This is a genomic window from Hydrogenophaga taeniospiralis (genome assembly GCF_020510445.1).
In the GTDB taxonomy this organism is placed as follows: Bacteria; Pseudomonadota; Gammaproteobacteria; order Burkholderiales; family Burkholderiaceae_C; genus Hydrogenophaga.
The window spans coordinates 4,794,714-4,816,924 of the sequence record NZ_JAHBAG010000001.1 but is presented as its reverse complement, the minus strand read 5'-3'; the positions used below and the strand labels follow the sequence as shown (position 1 = coordinate 4,816,924).

The window sequence follows — 22,211 nt, the reverse complement described above, 5'->3', positions numbered from 1 at the left end:
TTGATCCGGTCGGTGGCTCGCGTCTCGGGTCTCGGTTATGGTCCTTCCATGAACCGCGACGCCATCCCCCCCGAAACCTGGCACGCGCAGGCGGCCGCCGAGGTGCTGCAGCACCTGGCCGCCAGCGAGACCGGCCTGTCCAGCCGCGAAGCGCGTGAGCGCCTGGCGCGGTACGGCCCCAACCGGCTCGCCGCCGCCGAGCGCCCGGGATGGTTGCGGCGCTTCGCGGCGCAGTTCCACAACCTGCTGATCTATGTGTTGCTGGCCGCGGGCTTGACCACGCTCTGGTTGGACGACCTCATCGACGCCGCTGTGATCTTCGGCGTGGTGCTCATCAACGCCGTGATCGGCTTCGTCCAGGAAGGCAAGGCCGAACGCGCGCTCGAAGCCGTGCACGCCATGCTGGCCAGCCACGCCATGGTGCTGCGCGACGGTGAGCGCCACGAGGTCGACGCCGCGCAACTGGTGCCGGGCGACGTGGTGCTGGTCGAGTCGGGCACGCGTGTGCCGGCCGACCTGCGCCTGCTGACCGCCAGGAACCTGCGCATCGACGAGGCCGCGCTCACCGGCGAGTCGCTGCCGGTGGACAAGGACAGCGCGCCGGTGGCCGCGCTGGCGCCGCTGGCCGAGCGTTCGGGCATGGCCTACGCCGGCACCGTGGTGGCGGTGGGGCAGGGCACCGGCCTGGTGGTCGCCACCGCGGCGCAGACCGAGATCGGCCGCATCGGCCGCATGGTCTCGGAGGTTCAGACCCTGGCCACACCGCTCACGCGCCGGCTCGACCAGTTCGCGCGCCAGATCACCTTCTTCATCCTGCTGGTGAGCGTGGCCACCTTCCTGTGGGGCAGCCGGGTGGGTGGCCTGCCGCCGCTGGACATCTTCCTGGCCGTGGTGGGCCTGGCCGTGGCCGCGATCCCCGAGGGCCTGCCCGCCATCGTCACCATCACGCTGGCCATCGGCACCGCCGCCATGGCCGGGCAGCGCGCCATCGTGCGGCGCCTGCCGGCGGTGGAGACGCTGGGCTCGGTGGGCGTGATCTGCACCGACAAGACCGGCACGCTGACCAAGAACGAAATGACCGCGGTGCGCGTGCTGGTGGTGGCCGACGGCGTGGACGTGAGCGGTGCCGGCTACGCGCCCGAGGGCGGTTTTCATGTGGATGGCCAGACCATCGCGCCCGAGCGCCACGATGGTGTGATGCGCCTGGCGCGCTGCGCCCTGCTGTGCAACGACGCGCGGTTGCACCGCGACGCACAAGGCGGCTGGACGCTGGCCGGCGACCCGACCGAAGGCGCGCTGCTCACGCTGGCGCTCAAGGCCGGGCTGGACCTGGCCGAGGAGGCCGCGCGCATGCCGCGCATCGACTGCCTGCCCTTCGAGTCGGAAAACCGCTACATGGCCACGCTGCACCACGACCACCGCGGCCGCGTGCTGGCCCTGCTCAAGGGCGCGCCCGAGCGCGTGTTGGGCCTGTGCGTGCGCGACGCGGCGGGCCAGCCGCTGGACACAGCGGCCTGGCAGGCGCGCATGGACGGGGCCGCGCGCCAGGGCCAACGCGTGCTGGCGCTGGCCGAATGCGAGCTGCCCGCTGGCACGACCGGGCTGACGCTGGAGCACATCACGCCGCGCTTCACCCTGCTCGGCCTGGTGGGGCTGATGGACCCGCCGCGCCCCGAGGCGGTGGACGCGGTGGCCGAGTGCCTGCGCGCCGGCGTGCGCGTGCTCATGATCACCGGCGACCACGCCACCACGGCCGCCGCCATCGGCGCCAGCCTGGGCCTGCGCGACGGCGACCCGATCACCGGCAGCGAAATCGACACCCTGGACGACGCGGCCCTGAGCACCCGCCTGGGCCAGACCGACGTGGTCGCGCGCGCCAGCCCCGAACACAAGCTGCGCCTGGTGGCCGCGCTGCAGAGCCAGGGCCAGGGCCAGCTGGTGGCGATGACGGGCGACGGCGTGAACGACGCGCCCGCGCTCAAGGCCGCCGACATCGGCGTGGCCATGGGCCAGCGCGGGACGGACGCGGCGCGCGAGGCGGCCGACCTGGTGCTCACCGACGACAACTTCGCCACCATCGCCCACGCGGTGCGCGAAGGCCGCCGCGTGTTCGACAACATCAAGAAGTCGTTGCTGTTCATCCTGCCCACCAACGGCGGCGAGGCCGGCCTGATCCTGATCGCGGTGTTCGCGGGGCTGGCGCTGCCGGTCACGGCCGGGCAGATCCTCTGGGTCAACATGGTCACCAGCATCACGCTGGACATGGCGCTGGCCTTCGAGCCCGCCGAAGACGGCGTGATGCGCCGCCCGCCGCGCCCGGCCAGCGAACCGCTGATCACGCGGCTGCTGTTCCTGCGCATCGCCTACATCACGGTGCTGATGGTGGCGGCCACCTTCGTGGTCTACGGCTGGGAGCTCTCGCGCGGCAGCTCCATCGAAGTGGCGCGCACCGCGGTGGTCAACATGCTGGTGATGAGCGAGATTTTCTACCTCTTCAACGTGCGCCACTTCACCGCCAGCGCCTTCCGCTGGGAGACCCTGGCGGGCAATCGCATCGCGCTCTGGGCCTGCGCCATCACGCTGGGGCTGCAGGCACTGTTCACCTACGCGCCACCGATGCAGGCGCTGTTCGGCACCGCTCCACTGGACGCCTGGTCGTGGCTGCTGATCACCGCGCTGGCGAGCGCGAAGTTCGTGGTGGTGGAAATCGAGAAGGCGGTGCTGCGCCGGCTGGGCGTGCGGCGCATGTGAGGCGGGGTCGCCTCAGCCGCCGGTCGTGAGTTCGTGCACCACGTTCGCGACCGATCCGGCGTCTGGCAGGTGCGAGATGGCGCCGATGAGTTCGTCGCGCACCTGGCCCAGCAGGGTTTCAAAGCGGGCGGCGTCCACGCCCAGGGCGGTCGCGAACGACTTGACCATGGCGCGCTCTTCGGCGCTCAGGTGGCCGTCGGCATGGCCGGTCATGAGGCACATCAGCACCACGGTGTCGGCCACGTCGGCCGGGCAACCGGCCATGGCCTGGGCGTCAAAGGCGTGGCTGCCCGACAGCACCGAGGCGGTGGTCGGCATTTCCGGCGTGCGCGAGCTTTCGTAGAACTGGCCGATCAGGGCCGCTTCGGCGGGGTGGATGCCGTCCACCTGGGCCACTGCGAGCATGGCTTGCGTCAGCTGGATGACCTGGGTGGTGCTCAGGTTCTGGTCTTGCATGGGGTTCATGGAAAGGCTCCTCATCGGGTGGTGGGTCAGCGGGTCAGGGCGCGCCGTTTGGCGGCGACCAGGTTGCTCTGGATGTCGGCGATGGCCATGTCGCGGAAACGCTGGGGCAGCATGGAGCGGCGCGAGGTTTCGGATACCGCGAGCAGCTCCATGAACTCGATCATGTCGCGCTCCTGCGGGGGCATGAAATCGGCCGCGGCGGCGGTGAGCGCATCGGCGTTCAGCGGCGTGGCCCGGTTGCGGGCCAGCTCCACCGACAGCAGGGCCAGCGCTTCGAGGTCGGCATTGGAGTAGCCGGTCAGCGTGTCGCACAGGGTCAGCAGCTCTTCCATGCTCGCCACGCAGGGCTCTTCGTAGCGCGAGAGCACCGCCTGCAGCACCTGGACGCGCTCGGCGGCCGTGTCGCAGTAGAAGAACGGGATCTTGCGGTCCAGCCGGCCGGGGCGCTTGATGTCGGTGTCGAGCTTGTCGGGGCGGTTGGTCATCATCACGAACAGCACCTGGCCCCGGTTTTCCGGCTCGGCCATGAACTCTTTGAGCCGCGCGATCACGCGCGAGCTGGTGCCGCCGTCGCTGTCTTCGCCGCCGCCGTTGCCAAAGCTGCGGTCGCCCTCGTCGATGATCACGGCGATCGGCCCCATGGCCTTGACCGTCGCCAGCACGCGCTCCAGGTTGGCCTCGGTGGAACCCACCCACTTGGAGCGGAAGTTCTTCAGCGCCACAGCCGACAGGCCCGCCTCTTTCAGGAAGGCCTTGATGACGAAGGTCTTGCCCGAGCCCATGGGGCCCACCGCGAGCAGGCCCATCGGGGTCAGGGTGGTTTCGCCGGCCTTGAGGTTCTGCGCGATCGCCATCAGCTCGTGCTTGATGTGTTCGTGCCCACCGACCGACGAGAGGCCGTGTTTGGGCTCGATGAACTCGATCAGGCCCGCGCATTCTTTTTCGATCATCTCGCGCTTGCGCGCGTGGATGACCTGGAGCACTTCCTGGTCGGCGTCGCCGGTGGGCAGGGTCTTGCCGGGTTCGATGAGGCGCGTGATCTCGGCCGGGGTCATGCCGGCGGTGATGGTGGCCAGCGTGTTGGCCCGCGCCTCGGCATCGGGCGTGCCCTGCAGCAGGGTCTGGATCAGCTGGCGTCGCTCGGGTTCGCTCAGGCCGTGGCCCTGGGAGCTGGCCAGGATGTTGGCCAGCTGCACGGTGCGCAGCCCGCTGGTGCGTTCGGAGAACAGGGTCTGCTGGTGTTCGCTGAGCTTGGGCGCGAAAAAGCCGATCACCCGCTTGCGCAGCGGCAGGTCGGGCATGGGGATCTCGATGGCCGCGACCTTGGGGTTGGACAACAGGCCCGGGTTGATCGCGTTGAGCGACTCGGTGATCAGGACGATGATGTTGTCGCCGTTGGTCAGGCTCTGGTCCAGCGACCAGCGGTGGAACACCAGGTAGGTCTGGCGGTCGGGCTGCGCCATGAAACTCGGGTCGCCCGCGGGCAGCAGGGCGTCGGCATACGGCACGATCACGGCGGTGGACTGCTGCGCGCGCATGCGCTTTTCCAGGGCGTGCAGCGAGGCCAGCAGGTCGGGCTCGCTCCCCGCTTCGAGCTCCTGTTCCAGCGCCTTGCGCTTGTCTTCGGTGGTGGCCCCGGACAGCACCCGGATACCGCGCTCCAGGCTGATCTCGCAGACGTGCTTCTTGGTGTCCTTGAACAGCGCCTGCACCAGGAACGAGTCCAGGTTGTGCAGCGTGTCGCCGACCAGGTAGTTGTCGAACACGTTGCGGTACAGCACGAAGGTGGACGCTTCGCCCGCCAGGTACTTCTGCCGCAGGACCTCCGCCCAGCGGGGCAGCTCGTGGCGGGGGGGTGCGGGTGCGTTCATGCGTGGGGCCGTTCAGAGGGTCTTGGTCGGGGCGGCCTGCGCGGCGGCGCGGGCCTGCTTCATGGCTTCGAGCTGGGCCTTGGCGGTCACGCTGCCGCTGCTCTGGCGCAGTTTGTTCAGCCGCACGTCCAGATCGGAGTTCTGCAGTTCGGCGCCCAGGCTGGCCTGCGCCACCTGGCTCTTGATGTGGTCGCGCACCGCGCCCAGTGCCTGCACCTCGGCGTCCACCGACAGACCGTCAAGCTGGCCCTGGATCTTGAGCCGCGCCTGGGCGCTGTGCATCTGCGCCAGCATGCGTTCCTTCTCGGCCTTGAGCTTGTCGATCTCGGTCTTCACCTGGATCAGCGAATCCTTGGCGTTGTCGGCGTCGGCGGTGGCCTGGGTGGCGTCGGCGCGCAGCTCGGCAATGGCGGCATCCAGCGAGTTCTTCTTCTGGATCAGCACCACGGCCAGATCGTCCTGGTTGGTGGCGAGCGCCGCTTCCAGATCGGTGCTGACGCTGGCGAGTTCGCGCTCATGCGTCTCCAGCCGCGAGGTGATTTCCAGCCGCCGCGCGATGATGGCGCCGGTGGCGGCCTTGAGCTGGGTGTATTTCTGGATCATCGAGGCGATCGCGTTCTGGTAGGCGATCTCGGGGTGCTCTTTCTCGATGTCCGAGACCCACAGGGAGATGAAACCGCTCCAGAGGTTGGCGAGGCGGGCGAAGATTGCGTTGTTGGCCATGGGTTCTCCTGGTTGAATGCGTTGGGGGTTTTGGGGCCTGTGGGGCCTTAGGTTTTGAGGCGTTGCGCCGCCTGCCGCGCCGCGGGGTTCGCCGCGGTGGATGCCGCGCGGGCGGCCTGGGGTTTGTCCACATCGAACAGGTCGGCCGGGCCGAATTCGGCCGCCACCTCTTCGGCGATGCGCAGGCGCGAGAGCGATTCTTCGAGCTTGCCGCCCATGTCGGTGGCGTAGGGCGAGGTGATCACCAGCTGGTACACCTCTTCCATCTTGTCGGGCATGGCGATCAGGGCGGCCTCCAGCGCGCTGCGGCGCACCGCGAGGCGGCGCGAGCGGTTCATGACCTCGTTGTATTCGCCCAGGGTGGCGCGCAACTGCCGCGCCTCTTCGTCCGACAGGGCGGGGTTTTTCAGCTGGGCCTCGACGCTGGCGATGCGTTTGACCACCTGGTCTTCGCTGGCGCGGTCCTTGCGCTGGCGCAGCGAGGCGTTGACCGTGCACAGGCCGAGGTAGTCCACCGTGAGGGCGTCGAGCTTTTCCACGTCCTGCCGGGTGAGCGAGGTGCGCCGGTCGCTGGCGGTCTGGTAGAGCGCCTGCACGCGTTCCCACATGTGCTGGTAGGTGGACAGGGCGCTGGTTTCACCGCGGTCGCGCAGTTCGGCGATCAGCTGCTGGCGCCGCTGGGTCAGCGCCTGGTGCTGCTGCTCCCGGTCCACCCAGGCGCGGAACACGGGCAGGCTCGGGATGGTCAGGGCGGCGAGGATCTCGGTCCCCAGCGCCACCGTGCCCACCAGGGCCAGGCCGGCCCAGCCCATGGGAATGGACGCAAAAATGGCCACCACACCGGCCGCCAGCAGGGCGACCCGGTTGTGCGGGTGCTTCAGGAAAGCGCCCAGATAGGAAGGTTGTGGGCTCAATGGCGAGGGGTCCGTGTCACTTGGCGAATCGGGCCCAGACGCGCGCGATCTCCTGCTGGTCCCGCTCGGTGAGGATGGGGATGGGCGAGGAGCGGCTGAGCGCGGTGGTGCTGGGCACCACGGCCGGGTTGGACTTGACGCTGTCGCTCATGAACTCGCCGGCCTTGAGGTTGGCGTTGGCGTAGCCCACGGTGTTGGAGATCTTCGCGATCACCTGCGGCCGCATCAGGTAGTCGATGAACAGGTGGGCGGCGCGTTTGTTCTTGGCGTTCGCGGGCACGGCCATGGCGTCGATGGCGAGCAGGCCGCCGTCGGCCGGCACGCGGTATTCCACCGCGTTGCGCGACTTGCCCTGCGCCTGCACGGCGTCGCCCGAGAAGCCGATGGCCACGCAGATCTTGCCGGTGGCCAGGGCGTCGATGAACTGGTCGGTGGGGATCACCTTGACGGTGCCCGCCAGGCGCTGCAGCACTTTGTCGGCCGCGGCGATGGAGTTCTTGCTGTCCCACTTGCCCTGCCCGCCGGCCATGGCGGCCAGGGGCACCACGTCGGAGGCCGAGTCGACCACGCCGACACCGCAGGACTGGAAGCGGCGCGCGATGGCTGGGTCGAACACCGAGCCCAGCGCGTCCATGGCGTAACCGGGGTAGGCCTTGGCGGTGAGCTTGGGGTTCCAGGCGATGCCCACCGTGTACCACATGTAGGGCAGGCTGAAGCTGCCGTCCTTGTCCCAGGCCCGCAGCGTCGCATCCACGCGCGGGTCGATGTTGTTCAGGTTCTTCAGGCTGGTCTTGTCGAGCTTGCTCAGCAGGCCTTGGCTGGCCATGCCCGGCACCGCGTTGGCGGTGGGGAACACCACGTCGTAGGGCACACCGCCCGCGCTCAGCTTGGCCTGCAGGTCGTCGTTGCCGGCAAAGATGTCGTAGACCACGCGGATGTTGTATTCCTTCTCGAAGTCCTGCAGCACGCTGGGTTCGATGTAGTCGGGCCAGTTGAGCACCCGCACCGTTTCCTTGGCGCTGGCGCCCGCGCCGTTGACGGCGCGGCGCAGGTTCATCAGCACGGTGGACGTGATCAGGCCGTCCACGCTCACGGCCTGGGACTCCTGGAAGGCTTCGGTGGCGACCTGGGTCTGCGGGCCGAAGGTGCCGTCCAGCGGGCCGGCGTTGAAGCCGAGTTTGCCGAGCAGGATCTGCGCTTCACGCAGGCCCTGGGCGTCCACGAGCTTTTCCTTGCCCTTGTAGTTGCCGGCGGACCAGTTCTGGCTTTGCCAGATGTGGCGGCGGATGGCGTTGAGCAGCGCGTCGTTGACTTCGCTGGTGGGCGCCAGGCCGGCGCGGGCGGCAAAGCTGCGGATGGCTTCCTGCGTGGCGGGCGTGAGCGTGCCGGTGGGGGCCTCGCGCAGCAGGCCCATGCGGGCCAGCAGGCGCTGCGCGGACTCCACCTTCGGATTGCGCGCGCCGGCCGCGGCGTTGGGTGCGGCCTTGGGCTCGGCCGTGCCGAACACGAAGCCCTGGGCTTGCGCGGCACCGGCGATCCAGACGCTGCCCACCAGGGTCGCGGTCAGGGCAAGGGTGTGAAATTTCATGGGAAACCTTTTCAACAGGAAGCACCGAGCCTTCACTGGCCCGCGGCGAAACAGATGGTATTGCGCGACTGGGCCAACTGGAACAGGCGCGCGGCGGCGTCCTGGTTCGCGGGAATGCCGCCCTGGCCTTTCAGGGTCATCTCGCCCAGGTGGCAGGCCGCCCCGCCGTTGCCGCCCTGCACCGCCTGCTCCAGATGGCCGCGCGCCTGGGCAAATTCGCCGCGCTCCATCAACTGGCGTCCGCGCTCGGCGTGTTCGGCCGGCGACAGGGCGCCGTCGGCGGTGGCGGCCGCGCTGCTGGCCTCGTTCGGCGGCGGGGCCGGGACGGGGGGCTCGGCCGCGACGGCGGGCGGCGAATAGGGGTCTTGCGCGGGTGGGGTGGCCACGGTGGCGGGCGTTGTCGCTTCCGGGGTGGTCTGTGGGGCGGAGCCGAAGCGTTCCTTCAGCGCCAGATGCCACACGGCCGACGCCATGGCGCCGACCACGGCCAGGCCGATCAGTCCTTTGGAGAGGGGGGTCAAGCTGGCCATGGTGTCATTCTTGGGTGGGGGCGGCGGGGGCGCCGAATTGGGTGGACAGGCCCTGGAACTGCCGACTGAGCTGGGACAGGCTGGCCAGCTCGGCGGCGGTGCGGTCCTGCGCCGCTTTGAGCTGGGCTTCCTGGGTGGCCAGCTCCTGGGCGGCCCGGGTGGTCTCGCGGGTCGCCAGCGCGTCGAGCTCGGACATCTGCTGGCGGATGTCGCCCACCACTTTTTCGCGGCGCGCCGCCACCGCTTCCATGCGGGCCCGCGTGTCGCGTTCCAGCGCCTGCAGATTCAGCTGCAGCAGTTCGGCGTGCATCGCCAGGGCCTGGACCTTGGCGGCGGCGTCGGCGAGCGGGTCTTCGATCGTCCAGGATTCGTCGGCGGCGTCCATCGCCTTGATGGCCATGCGCCGCGTGGCCTCGTCCATGGCGCTGAGCCCGTCCAGCAGCCGGAGCAGCCGCTCCGCGGGGTAGAGAGCCGGTGCCACGCCCGCCTGGGCGTAGACGGCATCGAGGTCGAGCGGGGCCGCTGCGGCGCTGGGCGGGGCCGCCGGTTCGGCGGCTTCCTGCGCGGGCGCCGCGTTGGCCTGGCTGGGGACCGCCTCGGCCAGCGGTTCCATGGGCGGCGGCTCCACGGGCGTGTCCATCTTGACCAGCCCGGCCTTTTCCAGGAAGCCCAGCATTCCCTTCATGTCTTGTTCTCCAGCATGGTGTTGATACACGGTACTCCCGCACCGGATGACCTGTGGCCGGACCGATCGCTGTCCAGGGCGAACGGAACGGGGAAGCACCCTCGCGGGAGTTTAATGCCAAGCGTGGCGCGGGCCAGCGCCAACACACCCCTTCAACGGAACCGCTGCCACCCCCAGCCGATGCGCAGCGCGATCGTGATGCCGCACAGCGCGGCGAAGCCGTAGGCGATGGGCGCGAACCACTGCGGCCACAGGCACATGGCGGCAAAAGCGGTGATGGTTTCGGTGGCTTCGGTCAGGCCACCCAGAAAGTAGAAGCTCTTCTCCGGAAACGCCAGCGACTGCAGCCGGCGCTTTTCGGCCACGGCGGCAAAGGCCAGGAAGCTGCTGCCGGTGCCGATGAACGCGGCGAGCAGCACGGCGGCGGGCAGGGCATTGGCCACCGGGTCGGCGAGGGCGAAGGCCAGTGGAATGGCGGCGTAGAACAGGAAGTCGAGCGTGATGTCCAGAAAGCCACCGCGGTCGGTCGGGTGGGTGGCACGGGCGACCGCGCCGTCCAGACCGTCCATCAGGCGCGAGAGCAGCAGCAGCGCCAGGCCCGGCAGGAACTCCTCGAAAGCAATGGCGGCGGCCGCCGCCATTCCGATGGCGAAGCCGGCGAGGGTGAGGGCGTCGGCGCCCACGCCCAGCCGCACCAGGGCACGCGCGGCCCGCGTCATGGTCGGGCGCAGGGCGCGCTGGACGGCTTTATCCAGCATGGGCCGGCTCCACCCACCGCGACGGATAGGCCCGGTCGGCCGCGTCGCGGGTCTTCATCGGCTCCGGCGTCACGCCCAGGGAGGCCCACCGCGCGGCGGCCGGGCCGGCGACGCACCTCGACGGGTGGTTGCGGCGATGCGGGCGAAGAGGGGCGGTTGGCAAGGGCGGCTCCTGGCGGGCGTGTGGGCGGGGCGCTTAATTCTCATGCACGCGCCGCCTGGGTGGGGTCGTTGGGGTCGGCGGCCGTGAGGCGGTGCATGCCGGTGACCAGGCCGTCCGTCACGGCGGCGGTCAACCCGGTGGAGACATCGAAGGCTTCGCCAGTGGCGGCGCAGGCGCAGGCCGCGTCGGGTGCTTGCGGCAGATCACCGCCGTCCAGCAGGCGCCGCTGGGTCTGCCAGCCGCTGAGGTTGGTGCGCAGCTCGTGCACCTTGTCGCGGCAGACCGCGCAGCCGGTCTGTCCGCGGTTCGAAAGGCAGCTGCTCACCATGCGCAACGCCATGCAGCCGTGGTGCCATTACGCGGCCGACGAGGCCAGCGGGCCCCACGAAGGCGACGCCGGCCAGGGGTGATGGCGCCCCCAGCCGTTCAGGCCAGCAGCGCTTGCGCGAATTCGCGGGCGTCGAAGGTTTCCAGGTCTTCGAGCTTTTCGCCCACGCCGATGAAATAGATCGGCACCGGCTTTTCCCGCGCGATGGCGCAGATCACGCCCCCCTTGGCCGTGCCGTCGAGCTTGGTGATGATCAGGCCGGTGAGCTGCAGCGCGTCGTCAAACGCCTTCACCTGCGTGAGCGCGTTCTGGCCGGTGTTGCCGTCGATGACGAGCAGCACCTCGTGCGGCGCCGTGGCATCGGCCTTCTGCACCACGCGCTTGATCTTGCGCAGCTCTTCCATCAGGTGCAGCTGCGTGGGCAGGCGCCCGGCGGTGTCCACCAGCACCACGTCGCGACCGCGCGCTTTGCCGGCGGTGACGGCGTCGAAGCTCACGGCCGCCGGGTCGCCGCCCTGCTGGGTGATGATCTCCACAGTGTTGCGGTCGGCCCAGATGGCGAGCTGCTCGCGCGCGGCGGCGCGGAAGGTGTCGGCCGCGGCCAGCAGCACGGTGGCGCCTTCGTTGGCCAGGTGCCGTGTGAGCTTGCCGATGGAGGTGGTCTTGCCCGCGCCGTTGACACCCGCGACCATGATCACCGTGGGTTTGTGCTCACCAATCACCAGCGGCTTCTGCAGCGGCGCCAGCAGGTCGGCGATGGCGTCGGCCAGCAGGCCCTTGACGGCGGCCGGGTCGGTGGTCTTGCTGTCCTTGACGCGTTTTTTCAGATCGGCCAACAGGTGCTCGGTGGCCTTGACGCCGGTGTCGGCCATCAGCAGCGCGGTTTCCAGCTCTTCGTAGAGCGCGTCGTCGATCTGCGTGCCGGTGAACACCGTGGCGATGCTGGAGCCGGTCTTGCGCAGCCCGGCCTTGAGCTTGTCGAGCCAGCCTTGGCGTGGCGCCGCTTCGCGCGCCGCCGGGACGGGTGTGGCGATCTGAGCCGCGGGCGCGGCGGCGGGGGGCATCGCTGGCGCGGCTGCACGGTCCGGCGCTGCCGGTGGCGAGGGTGGGGTGGGGGCTTTTTTGCGGAAGAACGAGAACATTTTTCAATCTCTAGAATCCATTGCATTCTATGAAACGCACCCCGCCCTTGTTTGACACCGTCCGCGGTGCGCTTTTCCCGGCCCTGATCGGCGCGCTGATGGCCGGGCCGTCACTGGCCCAGACGCCCGCCGAAGCGCCGCCATCGCCGGCCACCGCCACACCGGCCGCGCCCACCCAGGCGCAGACCTTCACGCTGTCCAATGGCATGACCCTGATCGTGCGACCCGACCGCCGCGCCCCCACCGTGGCCCACATGCTGTGGGTGCGCGTGGGCGCCATGGACGAGGTGGATGGCACCTCGGGCGTGGCGCATGCGCTCGAACACCTGATGTTCAAGGGCACGCCCGACCTGCAGGCCGGGGAGTTCTCGCGCCGCGTGGCCGCCTTGGGCGGGCGCGAAAACGCGTTCACCAGCCGCGATGCGACGGCCTACCACCAGCAAGTGCCCGCGAGCCAGCTGGAGGCCGTGATGCGGCTGGAGGCCGACCGCTTCGCGCACGCACGCTGGAGCGACGAGGAGTTCCAGCGCGAGATCGAAGTCATCAAGGAAGAGCGTCGCCAGCGCATTGAGGAAGCGCCGCGTGCGCGCATGTTCGAAGCCCTCAGCGCCATGGTTTTTCAGGCCAGCCCCTACCGGCGGCCCATCATCGGCTGGATGAGCGACATCGAGGCCATGACACCGCAGGACGCGCGCGACTTCTACCAGCGCTGGTACAGCCCGGCCAACGCGGCGGTGGTGATCGCGGGCGACGTGGACGTGGCGCAGGTGCGGGCACTGGCCGAAACCCTCTACGGCAGCCTGCCCGCGAGCGCCGTGCCACCGCGCAAACCACGCGAGGAGCCGCCCCAGGCCGGGCCGCGCCGGCTCGAATACCGCGCCGGCACCGAGCAGGCCATGGTGGTGCAGGCCTGGAAGACGCCACGCTGGACCGGGGGCGACGATGCGGCCAACCAGGACGCGCTGGCGCTGACCGTGTTGGCCGCCGTGCTCGACGGCTACAGCGGCGCCCGGCTGGAACGCGCCCTGGTGCAGGGCTTGGGCACTGGCGGCCGGCGCATCGCCGACAGCGCCGGCGCTTCCTACGGCCTCATGGGCCGCGGCCCGCAGCTGTTCACACTCAGCGCCGTGCCCGCCAAGGGCGTGTCCGCCGAACGGGCCGCCGCCGCGCTACGGAACGAGGTGACGCGCATCGCCCGCGAGGGCGTCACCCAGGCCGAGCTGCAGCGCGTCAAGACGCAATGGACCGCGGGCGAAATCTACAAGCTCGACTCGGTGTTCAACCAGGCGCAGGAGCTGGGCAGCTACTGGATCAACGGCATGGACGTGAACGCCAGCGCACGCCTCATGAACCAGTTGCGCGGCGTCACGGCGCAGCAGGTGCGCTCGGTCGCCCAGCGTTATTTCAGTGACGAACAACTCACCACCGCCGTGCTGGTGCCCGACCCGGGCCGTCGCGAGCCTGCGGCGCCCAGGCCGGCCGGTCCGCGCCCGGCGCTGACGCGCCATTGAGCCGCCACCGGAAACCACCGATGCCCCATTTGCGCTCCCCCTTCATCCGCCCGGGCCTGATCGCCACTGGCCTGCTGGTGCTCAACGCGCTGCTGCCAGCGCACGCGGCCATCCCCATCGAGCACTGGACGCACGCCAGCGGCGCGCGGGTCTACCTGGTGCCCAGCCCATCCATCCCCATGCTGGACGTGCAGCTCAATTTCGACGGCGGCAGCCGCCGCGACCCCGCCGGGCAGGCCGGTCTGGCCAGTGCCACCGCCGGGATGTTGTCCGCAGGAGTGCTGGCCCACGCCGGCCAGCCCGCGCTCGACGAGAACCAGCTCAGCGAAGCCTGGGTCGATCTCGGGGCACAGTTCGGTGCCCAGGCCGGCGGCGACCGCTTCAGCGTGTCGTTGCGCAGCCTCACCGAGCCCGAGTTGCTGGAGCGCGCTGTGGCGCTGGCCGCGCGCCAGCTCGCCGCGCCGGCGTGGACGTCCAGCGTGTGGCGGCGCGATCGCGAGCGCTCGCTTGCCGCCCTGCGCGAGGCCGAGACCCGGCCCGGCACCCATGCGGGTCGTGCGTTTTCGCGCGCGGTGTATGGGAGTCACCCCTACGGACAGGAGGCAAAGGCCGAGACCCTGAACGCCATCGAGGTGGCCGACATGCGCCGTTTCTACCGCCGCCATGTGGTGGCCTGCCGCGCCCAGGTGAGTCTGGTGGGGGCCATCGACCGCGCGCGCGCCGACCGCATCGTGGGCCAGTTCATGGCCGCGGTGGCGCCGCACGGCTGCGAGGCGCTGCCGACGGTGGCCGAGGTGGCGCCGCTGACCGCCGCGGTCGAGCAGCGCCTGCCGTTCGACGCCGCGCAGGCGCAGGTCTTGATCGGCCAGCCCGGCGTGGCGCGCAACGACCCCGACTTCTTCCCGCTGTTCGTGGGCAATTACATCCTGGGGGGCGGCGGCTTCGTCTCGCGCCTGACCACCGAAGTGCGCGAAAAGCGCGGCCTGAGCTACAGCGTCTACAGCTATTTCGCGCCCGGCCTGCACGCCGGGGCGTTCCAGCTGGGCCTGACCACCCGCCCGGACCAGGCCGATCAGGCCATCGGCGTGGCGCGCGAGGTGGTGCGCGCCTTCGTGGAGCAAGGCCCGACCGAGGCCGAACTGCAGGCCGCCAAGGATTACCTCGTCAACGGCTTCGCCCTGCGCATCGACAACAACCGCAAGCTGCTCGACAACGTGTCCAACATCGCCTGGCACGGCCTGCCGCTGGACTACCTGGACACCTGGACCGAACAGGTGCAGCGGGTCGGCGTGGCCGACATCCGCCGCGCCTTCGCCCGCGTGCTGCAGCCCGACCGCATGGTGACGGTGACGGTGGGCGCCAAACCTTGAGTGCCTGGGTCCGATGCAGGGCGGGGCAGCCCGGCAGCCTTTAAGCTAGCGTCATGAAAAAGCAACCCGGATCCACCCGTCGCCCGACGGTGAACGCACCCCAGGAAGTCCGCATCATCGGCGGTCAGTGGAAGCGCAGCAAACTGCCCGTGAGCGACCGGCCCGGCCTGCGTCCCACCCCCGCCCGGGTGCGTGAAACCCTGTTCAACTGGCTGGGGCAGGACCTCTCCGGGCTGCGTTGTCTGGACGCCTTCGCCGGCACCGGCGCGCTGGGACTGGAAGCGGCATCGCGCGGCGCGCTCGAGGTGGTGCTGGTCGAGCAGGACCCGGGCCTGGTCCACCAGCTCAACGCCACCAGGACCCGCCTGAAGGCCGATGCGGTGCGGGTGGAGCGTGGTGACGGTGTGGCCGCGCTGCGCCAGCGCAGCGGCCAGGGGCTGGATGTGGTGTTTCTGGACCCCCCCTTCGGGGACGACGGCAACGAGCCGCTGTACCTCGCTGCCTTGCAGGCGGCGCGCCAGACGCTGCGCGACGATGGCCTGATCTACCTCGAAGCCCCCCGCGCCTGGAGCGACGACGAACTGGCCAGGCTGGGGCTGCAGCTGCATCGCCAGGGCAAGGCCGGCGCGGTCGCCTTTCACCTGTTGCGGCTATTGCCGGCGCAGTGATGCCGCCCGGGGCGCTCGCGCATAATCCCGGCCATGAACGTTTCCCTTTCCACGCCCGCGAGCGCACCCCGCATCGCGGTCTACAGCGGCACTTTCGATCCGCTGACGCTGGGCCACGAAGACGTGACGCGCCGTGCCGCGCAGCTGTTCGACGAAGTGATCGTTGCGGTTGCCATGGCGCACCACAAAAAAACCCGTTTCAGCCTGCGCGAGCGGCTGGACATGGCCAGCGAGGCGGCGTCGCGCATGCCCGGGCGGGTGCGGGTGCTGCCGTTCGACGGGTTGATGATGGACTTCTGCCGCCAACAGGGAGCCTGCGCCGTGGTGCGTGGCGTCCGCAACCTGACGGACTTCGACTACGAAGCGCAGATGGCGGCCATGAACCGCAAGCTCAACCCCGCCGTGGAAACCGTGTTCCTGCTGCCCCAGGCCGAGCTGCAGTGCATTTCCAGCACCCTGGTGCGCGAGATTTCCTATCTGGGTGGCGACGTGTCGCAGATGGTGAGTGGGCCGGTGGCGCAGCGTCTGAAGCCGCAGCCATTGCAGGCATGAACCTCCATACCGGAGACCAGCCATGGCTTTGATGATCACCGACGAGTGCATCAACTGCGATGTCTGCGAGCCGGAGTGCCCGAACGAGGCCATTTATCTTGGCCCGGAGATCTACGAGATCGATCCGTCCCGGTGCACCGAGTGCGTGGGCCATTTCGACGAGCCGCAGTGTGTGCAGGTCTGTCCGGTGAGCTGTATCCCGGTGAATCCGCAGCACGTGGAAAGCCGCGAGACGCTGTGGCAGAAATACCAGCGCCTGCAGAAGGCGGGTCAGCCCTTGTCGGCGGCCGGCAACCCGCCCGCTTCGGGCACCTGAGCCTTGGGTGCGTCGGCCGCCGGCGGACGCGGCGGCTTGGGGCGTGGCGGTTTGCTGGTGTGGATCAGCGCCGTGGCCTTGTCCATGTCGCCGGCGATCAATTGGGGCAGGGCCTTGAGGCTGCGGTCCAGCGCCTGGGCAATCGCGATGCGGTCGTCCGGCGACGGCTTCTTCAACACCCAGTTCGCCACCTCGTTCTTGTTGCCCGGGTGGCCGATGCCCACGCGCAGGCGCCAGTAGTCGGCGCTCCCGAGCTGGGCATGGATGTCGCGCAGTCCGTTGTGGCCCGCGTGACCGCCCCCTTTTTTCAGCTTGATCTCGCCCGGCGGCAGGTCGAGTTCGTCGTGCACCACCAGCACTTCTTCAGGCGCGATCTTGAAAAAACGCGCCAGTGAACCCACGGACTTGCCCGAGAGGTTCATGAAGGTCTGGGGTTCCACCAGCCAGACGCTCTGACCCGCCACGCTGGCGCGCGCCACCAGGCCAAAATGCCCACGCTCCATCTGCAGCGGGACCTTGAGCAGCCGCGCCGCTTCGTCCACCCACCAGAAACCGGCGTTGTGGCGCGTGTGTTCGTATTCGGGGCCGGGATTGCCCAGCCCGGCAATGAGTCGGATCATGCGCAGGATTATCGGCAGTTTGGTGAAAGCACGGAAAGCGAAACGGCCCGCCAGAGCGGGCCGTTTCAGGCAGAAGAGAAAGGTCCTGTGGGGACTTATTTCTTCTTCTTGCCCTTCTTGTCGTCGGCGGCGGCGACCACGGGAGCGGCCACCACTTCTTCGACGGGTTCAACCATGGTGGCCAAGGTCAGGTCTTTGCGGCCGTGCATCACGAGCTTCACGCCCTTGCCCAGCTTGATGTCGCCGGTGTGCACGGTAGCGCCCTTGGTGCATTCGCCCAGATCAACGGTGATGTGCTCCGGCAGTTGCGTGGCCAGGCATTCGATTTCGATCTCGGTCAGCACGTGGTTGACCACGCACTTGTCGGTCTTGACCGCGGGGCTGTTCTCTTCGTTGATGAAGTGCAGCGGCACCTTCTTGCGCAGGCGGGTCTTGTCGTCCACGCGCTGGAAGTCCACGTGCAGCACCTGGGGCTTGTAGGGGTGGTACTGCACATCGCGCAGCAGCACTTTTTGCACCTGGCCACCGAGTTCCATGTCGAGAATGGAGGCGTGGAACGCTTCCTTCTTCAAGGCATGCCACAGGGCGTTGTGATCGAGTTCGATCGTGGCGGCAGGGGCTTCACCGCCAAAAACGATACCGGGCGCGCGACCGGTGTTGCGCAGACGGCGGCTCGCACCCGTACCCTGCTTGGCGCGCTCAAAAGCGACAAATTGCATAACGTTCTCCAATGGAGGGGTTCCGCGACCAGAACGCCTCTGTTTCAAAAGAGCCACCCCCACCATGGAGGTCGCCCACTTTTTGTTGCCTTCAGTGCCTCTTAGAAGAGGTTGTCCTGATCGGCAAACAAACTCATGACCGACTCACCCGAGGCGATGCGCGCGATGGTTTCGGCCATCAGCGGCGCCACGGAGAGCTGGCGGATCTTGGAGCAGGCCTGGGCGGCCTGCGACAGCGGAATGGTGTTGGTCACCACCACCTCGTCCAGGGCGGTACCCTTGGCGATGCGCTCGATGGCCGGGCCCGAGAAGATCGGGTGGGTGCAGTACGAATAGACGTGCTTGGCGCCGCGCTCCTTGAGCACTTCGGCGGCTTTGACCAGCGTGCCGGCGGTATCGATCATGTCGTCCATGATCACGCAGTTGCGCCCGTCGATGTCACCGATCACGTGCATGACTTCCGACACGTTGGCCTTGGGCCGGCGCTTGTCGATGATGGCCATGTCGCAGTTGAGCTGCTTGGCCAGGGCACGGGCCCGCACCACGCCACCCACGTCGGGCGAAACCACCAGCAGGTCGGAATAATTCTTCTGACGCAGATCGCCCAGCAGCACCGGCGAGGCGTAGATGTTGTCCACCGGGATATCGAAAAAGCCCTGGATCTGGTCGGCGTGCAGGTCCATGGTCAGCACGCGGTTCACGCCCACGGCCTGCAGCATGTTGGCCACCACCTTGGCACTGATGGGCACGCGGCTCGAACGCGGACGGCGGTCCTGGCGGGCATAGCCGAAGTAGGGAATGACGGCCGAAATGCTCACGGCCGACGCGCGCTTGAGCGCGTCAACCATGATGATGAGTTCCATCAGGTTTTCGTTGGTCGGGGCACAGGTGGACTGGATCACGAACACGTGGCGGGCGCGCACGTTCTGGGTGATTTCCACCGTGACTTCACCGTCCGAGAAGCGGCCCACGTTGGCCGCGCCGAGCTGCGTGCCCAGATGCTGGGCGATCTCGGACGCCAATACCGGATTGGCGTTGCCGGTGAAAATCATGAAATCCGGGGGTTGAACTTGCATGGTGTTCCCAGCTGGATCGGCGGTCATCGGGGTCGGGCGGCACATGGCCGGGTGCTTGGCCATGCGGCATCAAGCCGCTGTGTGGTGTGTTGCAGAAAAACGGTGGCAGGGGAGGAAGGATTCGAACCTTCGCATGCTGGAATCAAAATCCAGTGCCTTAACCAACTTGGCGACTCCCCTACGCAGGACACCTGTTTGACCTTGGGGCCGGACAGGCGACCGATATGTCGCAGGCTGCGCATCAACTGCCTGGGCTGTGTGCCGGCCGATTCTAATCGGTGCACCAGTCGAGCAATGGATGTGCATCCATGTTGCTGCATTCTCTAACCGTCCAGCCGCTGGGGGCGTCCGACAGATCTTGCGACTGCAGCATTTGCGCAAAGACAGCGGTGCCCGAGCCGGTCATGCGTCCTTGCAGTCCATGGCTTTGAAGCCATTGAATGCCGTGCCCCACATCGGAACACAACGCCTGCGCCACGGGTTGCAGGTCGTTGTGACCAAAATCCAGAAGGCTCTGGATTTCACACGTCAACCGCTCACACGAATCGTTTGCAGCAAAGCCTTGGATTGTAGCAGTCTTTGTGTCCCGTTTCAAATCTGGCGAACTGAAAATGCGCTGCGTGGATGCGCCTCCCGGTGGTTTGACCACCACAAACCGGGCGGCGGGCAAAGCCAGCGGGGTCAACTGTTCACCCACGCCTTCGACCCAGGCGTTGCGTCCGCCCAGGAAAAAGGGCACGTCGGCACCAAGCTGCACGCCAATGGCGGCGAGCTGGGCGCGGTTCAGGCCCAGCCCCCAAAGCCTGTTGAGGGCCAGCAGGCAGGTGGCGGCATCGGAGGAGCCGCCACCCAGGCCGGCCTCGGCCGGCAGGTGTTTCTCCAGTGCAATGTGCACACCCTGCGTGCAGCCGGTGGCCTGCTGCAGAGCGCGAGCGGCGCGCACGCAGAGGTCTTCGGCGGGCAATGATGGGCCAGGCGTCAGGTCTTCGCGGCTGATGCCTGCGTCGTGCCGCCACTCGAAGTGCAGGCGATCGCACCAGTCGATCAGCATGAAGACCGACTGCAGCAGGTGGTAGCCGTCGGGCCGCCGTCCGGTGACGTGCAGGAACAGGTTGAGTTTGGCGGGGGCGGGAACGTCGTACAGCCGCAGCAGCGGCGTTCGGGACAAGGAGGCGCTCATGGTTCGAAAACGATGCGCAGTTCGGCGGTGGGCGGCGGGCTGGTGCGCCACGCGGTGACGCGGCCTTCGGCATGGCGAGCCAGATCGACCTGCCAGCCACTGGCGCTGCCGGCCTGGCCTTGCAGCCACTCGAACAGGGCGCCCACCGGCAGTGCGGTGCCGCCGAGTTCGGTGGTGAGTTCGTCCAGGCTGCTGCGCTGGGTGATCTGTCCACCCTGGCGCAACTCGGCCCCCTGGGGGGACCAGATCACCGTGGCCAGTGTGGTGCCCAGGGGCGACGTGAGCTGGAGCTCTCCGGTTTGCGCCGAACCCCGCAAGTCGAACCCTGCCGAGAAGGACTGTGGCGGATCGTTGTCAACCCGCAGGGCCAGCCGGCCATTCCAGGCCGCCTCGCCGGGCGCCACTGGTCGGGGTGTGGCGCAGGCGGTCAGCCATGCGGCGCACAGCAGGACCATCCACCGCCCTGCGAGCGCCATCGCCGGATGCGCTGCGCGCCTCATGGGTTGACGCGCAGCCGTTTGAGGGTTTCCCGCAGGGTTTCGTTGTCTCTGGCCAGCAGCAGGCCCTCGCGCCAGATTTTCAGCGCCTGTTCGCGCTGGCCCTGGGCCCAGAGCACCTCGCCCAGATGGGCCGCGATTTCCGCGTCGGGGCGTTTGCCGTACGCGGCCTGCAGGATCTGCAGCGAGCGCTGGAAATTGCCCAGCCGGAATTCGACCCAACCCAGGCTGTCCTGGATATAGGCGTCGGTGGGCGCGAGTTCGACCGCTTTTTCGATCAGTTGCTTGGCTTCGGGCAGGCGCAGCTTGCGGTCGGCCAGCGAATACCCCAGGGCGTTGTAGGCGTGGTGGTAGTCCGGTTTGGCCGCAATCAACTCACGCAGCAATTGCTCCATGGTCTCGGGTTTGCCCGCCTTTTCGGCCACCATGGCCTGGTCGTACAGCAGTTCCACGTCCTGGGGAAAACGCTTCACCGCTTCTCCGTACACCTCGTAGGCCTGCTCCCAGGCCTTGAAGTCGCGCAGCAGTTGGCCTTCGGCCACCAGCTTGAGGCGGGCGTCTTCCGGTCGTCGCTCGGGCTGATTGCGCAGCAGCGCCCGGGCCTGGGCGAGTTGTCCCTGGCGGGCCAGCAGCGAGGCCCGGCGCATCTGGGCGGCCATGATGTCGTCCGCGTTTTCGATGCGGTCCAGCCAGGCGTTGGCGGCGGCGATGTCGTTCTGTTTTTCGGCGATCTGGGCCATCAGCAGATAGGCCTGGGTGAGGCCGCGGGCCGAACGCTCATCGTTCACCTGGCGTGCCAGTCCCATGTACTTTTGCAGCGAGGCGGTGGCCTGCGGCAGCGCGTCGTCCTGTATTTGCAGGGTGGCCAGCAGCAGCCAGGGTTCTGGCAGTTCGGGCTGGCGACTGGTGAGCAGGTTCAGCTGGTCACGCGCCTCGGCGTTGCGCTGGAGGTCCAGCAGGAGGCGCGCGTAGGTCAGCGAAACCACGGGTCCGTTGGGGTCGGCCGGTGCCGCCACCCGCAGGTGGTCCTGTATCAGGGCCTCAGCCTCCGGTTGTCCCTGTTCGAGCAGTTCCAGCGCCAGCAGGGCGGGAAAGGGTGATGCCGGGTCGGCCGCGTGTCCTTTCCGGGCCGACGCAAGGGCCTGGGATTGCTGGTCCAGCGCAAGCTCCATGCGCCCCAATGTGGTCCACGCGGCGGCGGCGTGTGCCCGCTGTTTGAGCGACGGGCCCAGCGCTTCACGCACCACGGCCAGCGCCTGGGACTTGTCGGCGACCCTCGCATAGGCCTGGGGAATCGCGTTGATGGCGTCGTTGCGCTCGGTCGGACTGCTCTGTTCCAGGATGTCGCGCAACACCGGTCCGGTTTCATTGACCTGATTGAGCGCGAGCAGGATCTGCCATACAAACCGGTTGGCTTCGACGTCCTTTGGCAGGTCTTTGGCCCAAGCGCGGGCTGCCGTCAAGGCGGCCTCGCCGGAGCGGGCCTGCAGGGCCACTTCCACCGCACGGCGATAGAGCTGGGCGTTGCGCTGCTGGCGCGCCGCATCCAGTATCAAGGAATAGCCCGCGCCGGGCTCCCCCGAGAGAATATTGAGTTCTCCCAGCAGCAATTGGTAGAACTGCGGCGCGTTCAACGTGGAATTGACCACCGGCTCGGCCGGCTCGCCAGCGCCGGTCACTGGCGCGAGAGGTGGCGGGGGGGTCTGTGCCCATGTGCCCAGGCTTGAACCGAGGAGGGCGGCCACCAACAACAACCGCATGGGTCTGGCCTGGGGGCGCAGCGG

General features: G+C 68.4%; 22 protein-coding genes and 1 tRNA gene. 6 read left to right on the top strand and 17 right to left on the bottom strand.

Annotated elements, in window-relative coordinates; all coding sequences use genetic code 11:
• Window positions 1–48: 48 nt before the first annotated feature.
• The gene (locus KIH07_RS23060) at window positions 49–2,751 is read left to right on the top strand and encodes a cation-translocating P-type ATPase (RefSeq protein WP_226494181.1); all 2,703 of its coding nucleotides are present in this window, start codon (window positions 49–51) and stop codon (window positions 2,749–2,751) included.
• A gap of 12 nt (window positions 2,752–2,763) precedes the next feature.
• Here KIH07_RS23060 and KIH07_RS23055 read toward each other — a convergent pair whose 3' ends face one another.
• The 10 genes from KIH07_RS23055 to ftsY all read right to left on the bottom strand — a co-directional run bounded on the left by KIH07_RS23055 (window position 2,764) and on the right by ftsY (window position 11,918).
• Window positions 2,764–3,216 (bottom strand): TerB family tellurite resistance protein, encoded by a 453-nt coding sequence (locus KIH07_RS23055; RefSeq protein WP_226494180.1) that lies wholly within the window; start codon window positions 3,214–3,216, stop codon window positions 2,764–2,766.
• Window positions 3,217–3,242: 26 nt separating this feature from the next.
• Window positions 3,243–5,087 carry an ATP-binding protein gene (locus KIH07_RS23050; RefSeq protein WP_226494179.1) on the bottom strand — a complete coding sequence of 615 codons (1,845 nt, stop codon included), beginning with the start codon at window positions 5,085–5,087 and terminating at the stop codon, window positions 3,243–3,245.
• 12 nt (window positions 5,088–5,099) lie between these two features.
• Window positions 5,100–5,810 (bottom strand): PspA/IM30 family protein, encoded by a 711-nt coding sequence (locus KIH07_RS23045; protein ID WP_226494178.1) that lies wholly within the window; start codon window positions 5,808–5,810, stop codon window positions 5,100–5,102.
• Between the two features lie 47 nt (window positions 5,811–5,857).
• Entirely contained in the window at window positions 5,858–6,724 is an 867-nt protein-coding gene (locus tag KIH07_RS23040; protein WP_226494177.1) for a hypothetical protein, read from the bottom strand.
• 16 nt (window positions 6,725–6,740) lie between these two features.
• On the bottom strand, window positions 6,741–8,312 hold the full coding sequence (locus KIH07_RS23035) for an extracellular solute-binding protein (protein WP_226494176.1): 1,572 nt from the start codon (window positions 8,310–8,312) through the stop codon (window positions 6,741–6,743).
• A 32-nt stretch (window positions 8,313–8,344) separates the two neighbouring features.
• Window positions 8,345–8,842 carry a hypothetical protein gene (locus KIH07_RS23030; protein ID WP_226494175.1) on the bottom strand — a complete coding sequence of 166 codons (498 nt, stop codon included), beginning with the start codon at window positions 8,840–8,842 and terminating at the stop codon, window positions 8,345–8,347.
• A 4-nt stretch (window positions 8,843–8,846) separates the two neighbouring features.
• Window positions 8,847–9,527 carry a methyl-accepting chemotaxis protein gene (locus KIH07_RS23025; RefSeq protein ID WP_226494174.1) on the bottom strand — a complete coding sequence of 227 codons (681 nt, stop codon included), beginning with the start codon at window positions 9,525–9,527 and terminating at the stop codon, window positions 8,847–8,849.
• A 152-nt stretch (window positions 9,528–9,679) separates the two neighbouring features.
• The gene (locus KIH07_RS23020; protein ID WP_226494173.1) at window positions 9,680–10,285 is read right to left on the bottom strand and encodes a CDP-alcohol phosphatidyltransferase family protein; all 606 of its coding nucleotides are present in this window, start codon (window positions 10,283–10,285) and stop codon (window positions 9,680–9,682) included.
• Between the two features lie 203 nt (window positions 10,286–10,488).
• Complete coding sequence (locus KIH07_RS23015) at window positions 10,489–10,776, bottom strand: hypothetical protein (protein WP_226494172.1); 288 nt, start codon at window positions 10,774–10,776, stop codon at window positions 10,489–10,491.
• A gap of 98 nt (window positions 10,777–10,874) precedes the next feature.
• Window positions 10,875–11,918 carry a signal recognition particle-docking protein FtsY gene (gene ftsY / locus KIH07_RS23010; RefSeq protein ID WP_226494171.1) on the bottom strand — a complete coding sequence of 348 codons (1,044 nt, stop codon included), beginning with the start codon at window positions 11,916–11,918 and terminating at the stop codon, window positions 10,875–10,877.
• A gap of 29 nt (window positions 11,919–11,947) precedes the next feature.
• Between ftsY and KIH07_RS23005 the strand changes: the two genes are divergently transcribed.
• The 5 genes from KIH07_RS23005 to KIH07_RS22985 are packed head-to-tail and all read left to right on the top strand — an operon-like array spanning window position 11,948 to window position 16,335.
• Window positions 11,948–13,429 (top strand): M16 family metallopeptidase, encoded by a 1,482-nt coding sequence (locus KIH07_RS23005; RefSeq protein ID WP_413465789.1) that lies wholly within the window; start codon window positions 11,948–11,950, stop codon window positions 13,427–13,429.
• A gap of 20 nt (window positions 13,430–13,449) precedes the next feature.
• On the top strand, window positions 13,450–14,799 hold the full coding sequence (locus tag KIH07_RS23000) for a M16 family metallopeptidase (protein WP_226494170.1): 1,350 nt from the start codon (window positions 13,450–13,452) through the stop codon (window positions 14,797–14,799).
• Between the two features lie 53 nt (window positions 14,800–14,852).
• On the top strand, window positions 14,853–15,467 hold the full coding sequence (gene rsmD / locus KIH07_RS22995; protein ID WP_226494169.1) for a 16S rRNA (guanine(966)-N(2))-methyltransferase RsmD: 615 nt from the start codon (window positions 14,853–14,855) through the stop codon (window positions 15,465–15,467).
• Window positions 15,468–15,500: 33 nt separating this feature from the next.
• The gene (gene coaD / locus KIH07_RS22990; protein ID WP_226494168.1) at window positions 15,501–16,019 is read left to right on the top strand and encodes a pantetheine-phosphate adenylyltransferase; all 519 of its coding nucleotides are present in this window, start codon (window positions 15,501–15,503) and stop codon (window positions 16,017–16,019) included.
• Window positions 16,020–16,041: 22 nt separating this feature from the next.
• On the top strand, window positions 16,042–16,335 hold the full coding sequence (locus KIH07_RS22985) for a YfhL family 4Fe-4S dicluster ferredoxin (RefSeq protein WP_068173604.1): 294 nt from the start codon (window positions 16,042–16,044) through the stop codon (window positions 16,333–16,335).
• On the opposite strand, the gene pth is transcribed toward KIH07_RS22985, so the two are convergent.
• The 7 genes from pth to KIH07_RS22950 all read right to left on the bottom strand — a co-directional run bounded on the left by pth (window position 16,290) and on the right by KIH07_RS22950 (window position 22,187).
• Window positions 16,290–16,955: an aminoacyl-tRNA hydrolase gene (gene pth / locus KIH07_RS22980; protein WP_226494167.1), complete on the bottom strand. Its 666-nt coding sequence runs from the start codon at window positions 16,953–16,955 to the stop codon at window positions 16,290–16,292. The genes KIH07_RS22985 and pth overlap by 46 nt on opposite strands.
• Before the next feature lie 95 nt (window positions 16,956–17,050).
• Window positions 17,051–17,674, bottom strand: coding sequence for a 50S ribosomal protein L25/general stress protein Ctc (locus KIH07_RS22975; protein ID WP_226494166.1), 624 nt, complete (start codon window positions 17,672–17,674; stop codon window positions 17,051–17,053).
• A 101-nt stretch (window positions 17,675–17,775) separates the two neighbouring features.
• On the bottom strand, window positions 17,776–18,750 hold the full coding sequence (locus KIH07_RS22970; protein ID WP_226494165.1) for a ribose-phosphate pyrophosphokinase: 975 nt from the start codon (window positions 18,748–18,750) through the stop codon (window positions 17,776–17,778).
• A gap of 103 nt (window positions 18,751–18,853) precedes the next feature.
• Window positions 18,854–18,930 (bottom strand) — tRNA-Gln (locus KIH07_RS22965).
• A 91-nt stretch (window positions 18,931–19,021) separates the two neighbouring features.
• Window positions 19,022–19,903 carry a 4-(cytidine 5'-diphospho)-2-C-methyl-D-erythritol kinase gene (gene ispE, locus KIH07_RS22960; protein WP_226494804.1) on the bottom strand — a complete coding sequence of 294 codons (882 nt, stop codon included), beginning with the start codon at window positions 19,901–19,903 and terminating at the stop codon, window positions 19,022–19,024.
• Between the two features lie 23 nt (window positions 19,904–19,926).
• The gene (locus tag KIH07_RS22955) at window positions 19,927–20,385 is read right to left on the bottom strand and encodes a lipoprotein insertase outer membrane protein LolB (protein ID WP_226494164.1); all 459 of its coding nucleotides are present in this window, start codon (window positions 20,383–20,385) and stop codon (window positions 19,927–19,929) included.
• 41 nt (window positions 20,386–20,426) lie between these two features.
• Window positions 20,427–22,187 carry a tetratricopeptide repeat protein gene (locus KIH07_RS22950; protein WP_226494163.1) on the bottom strand — a complete coding sequence of 587 codons (1,761 nt, stop codon included), beginning with the start codon at window positions 22,185–22,187 and terminating at the stop codon, window positions 20,427–20,429.
• Window positions 22,188–22,211: the final 24 nt, after the last annotated feature.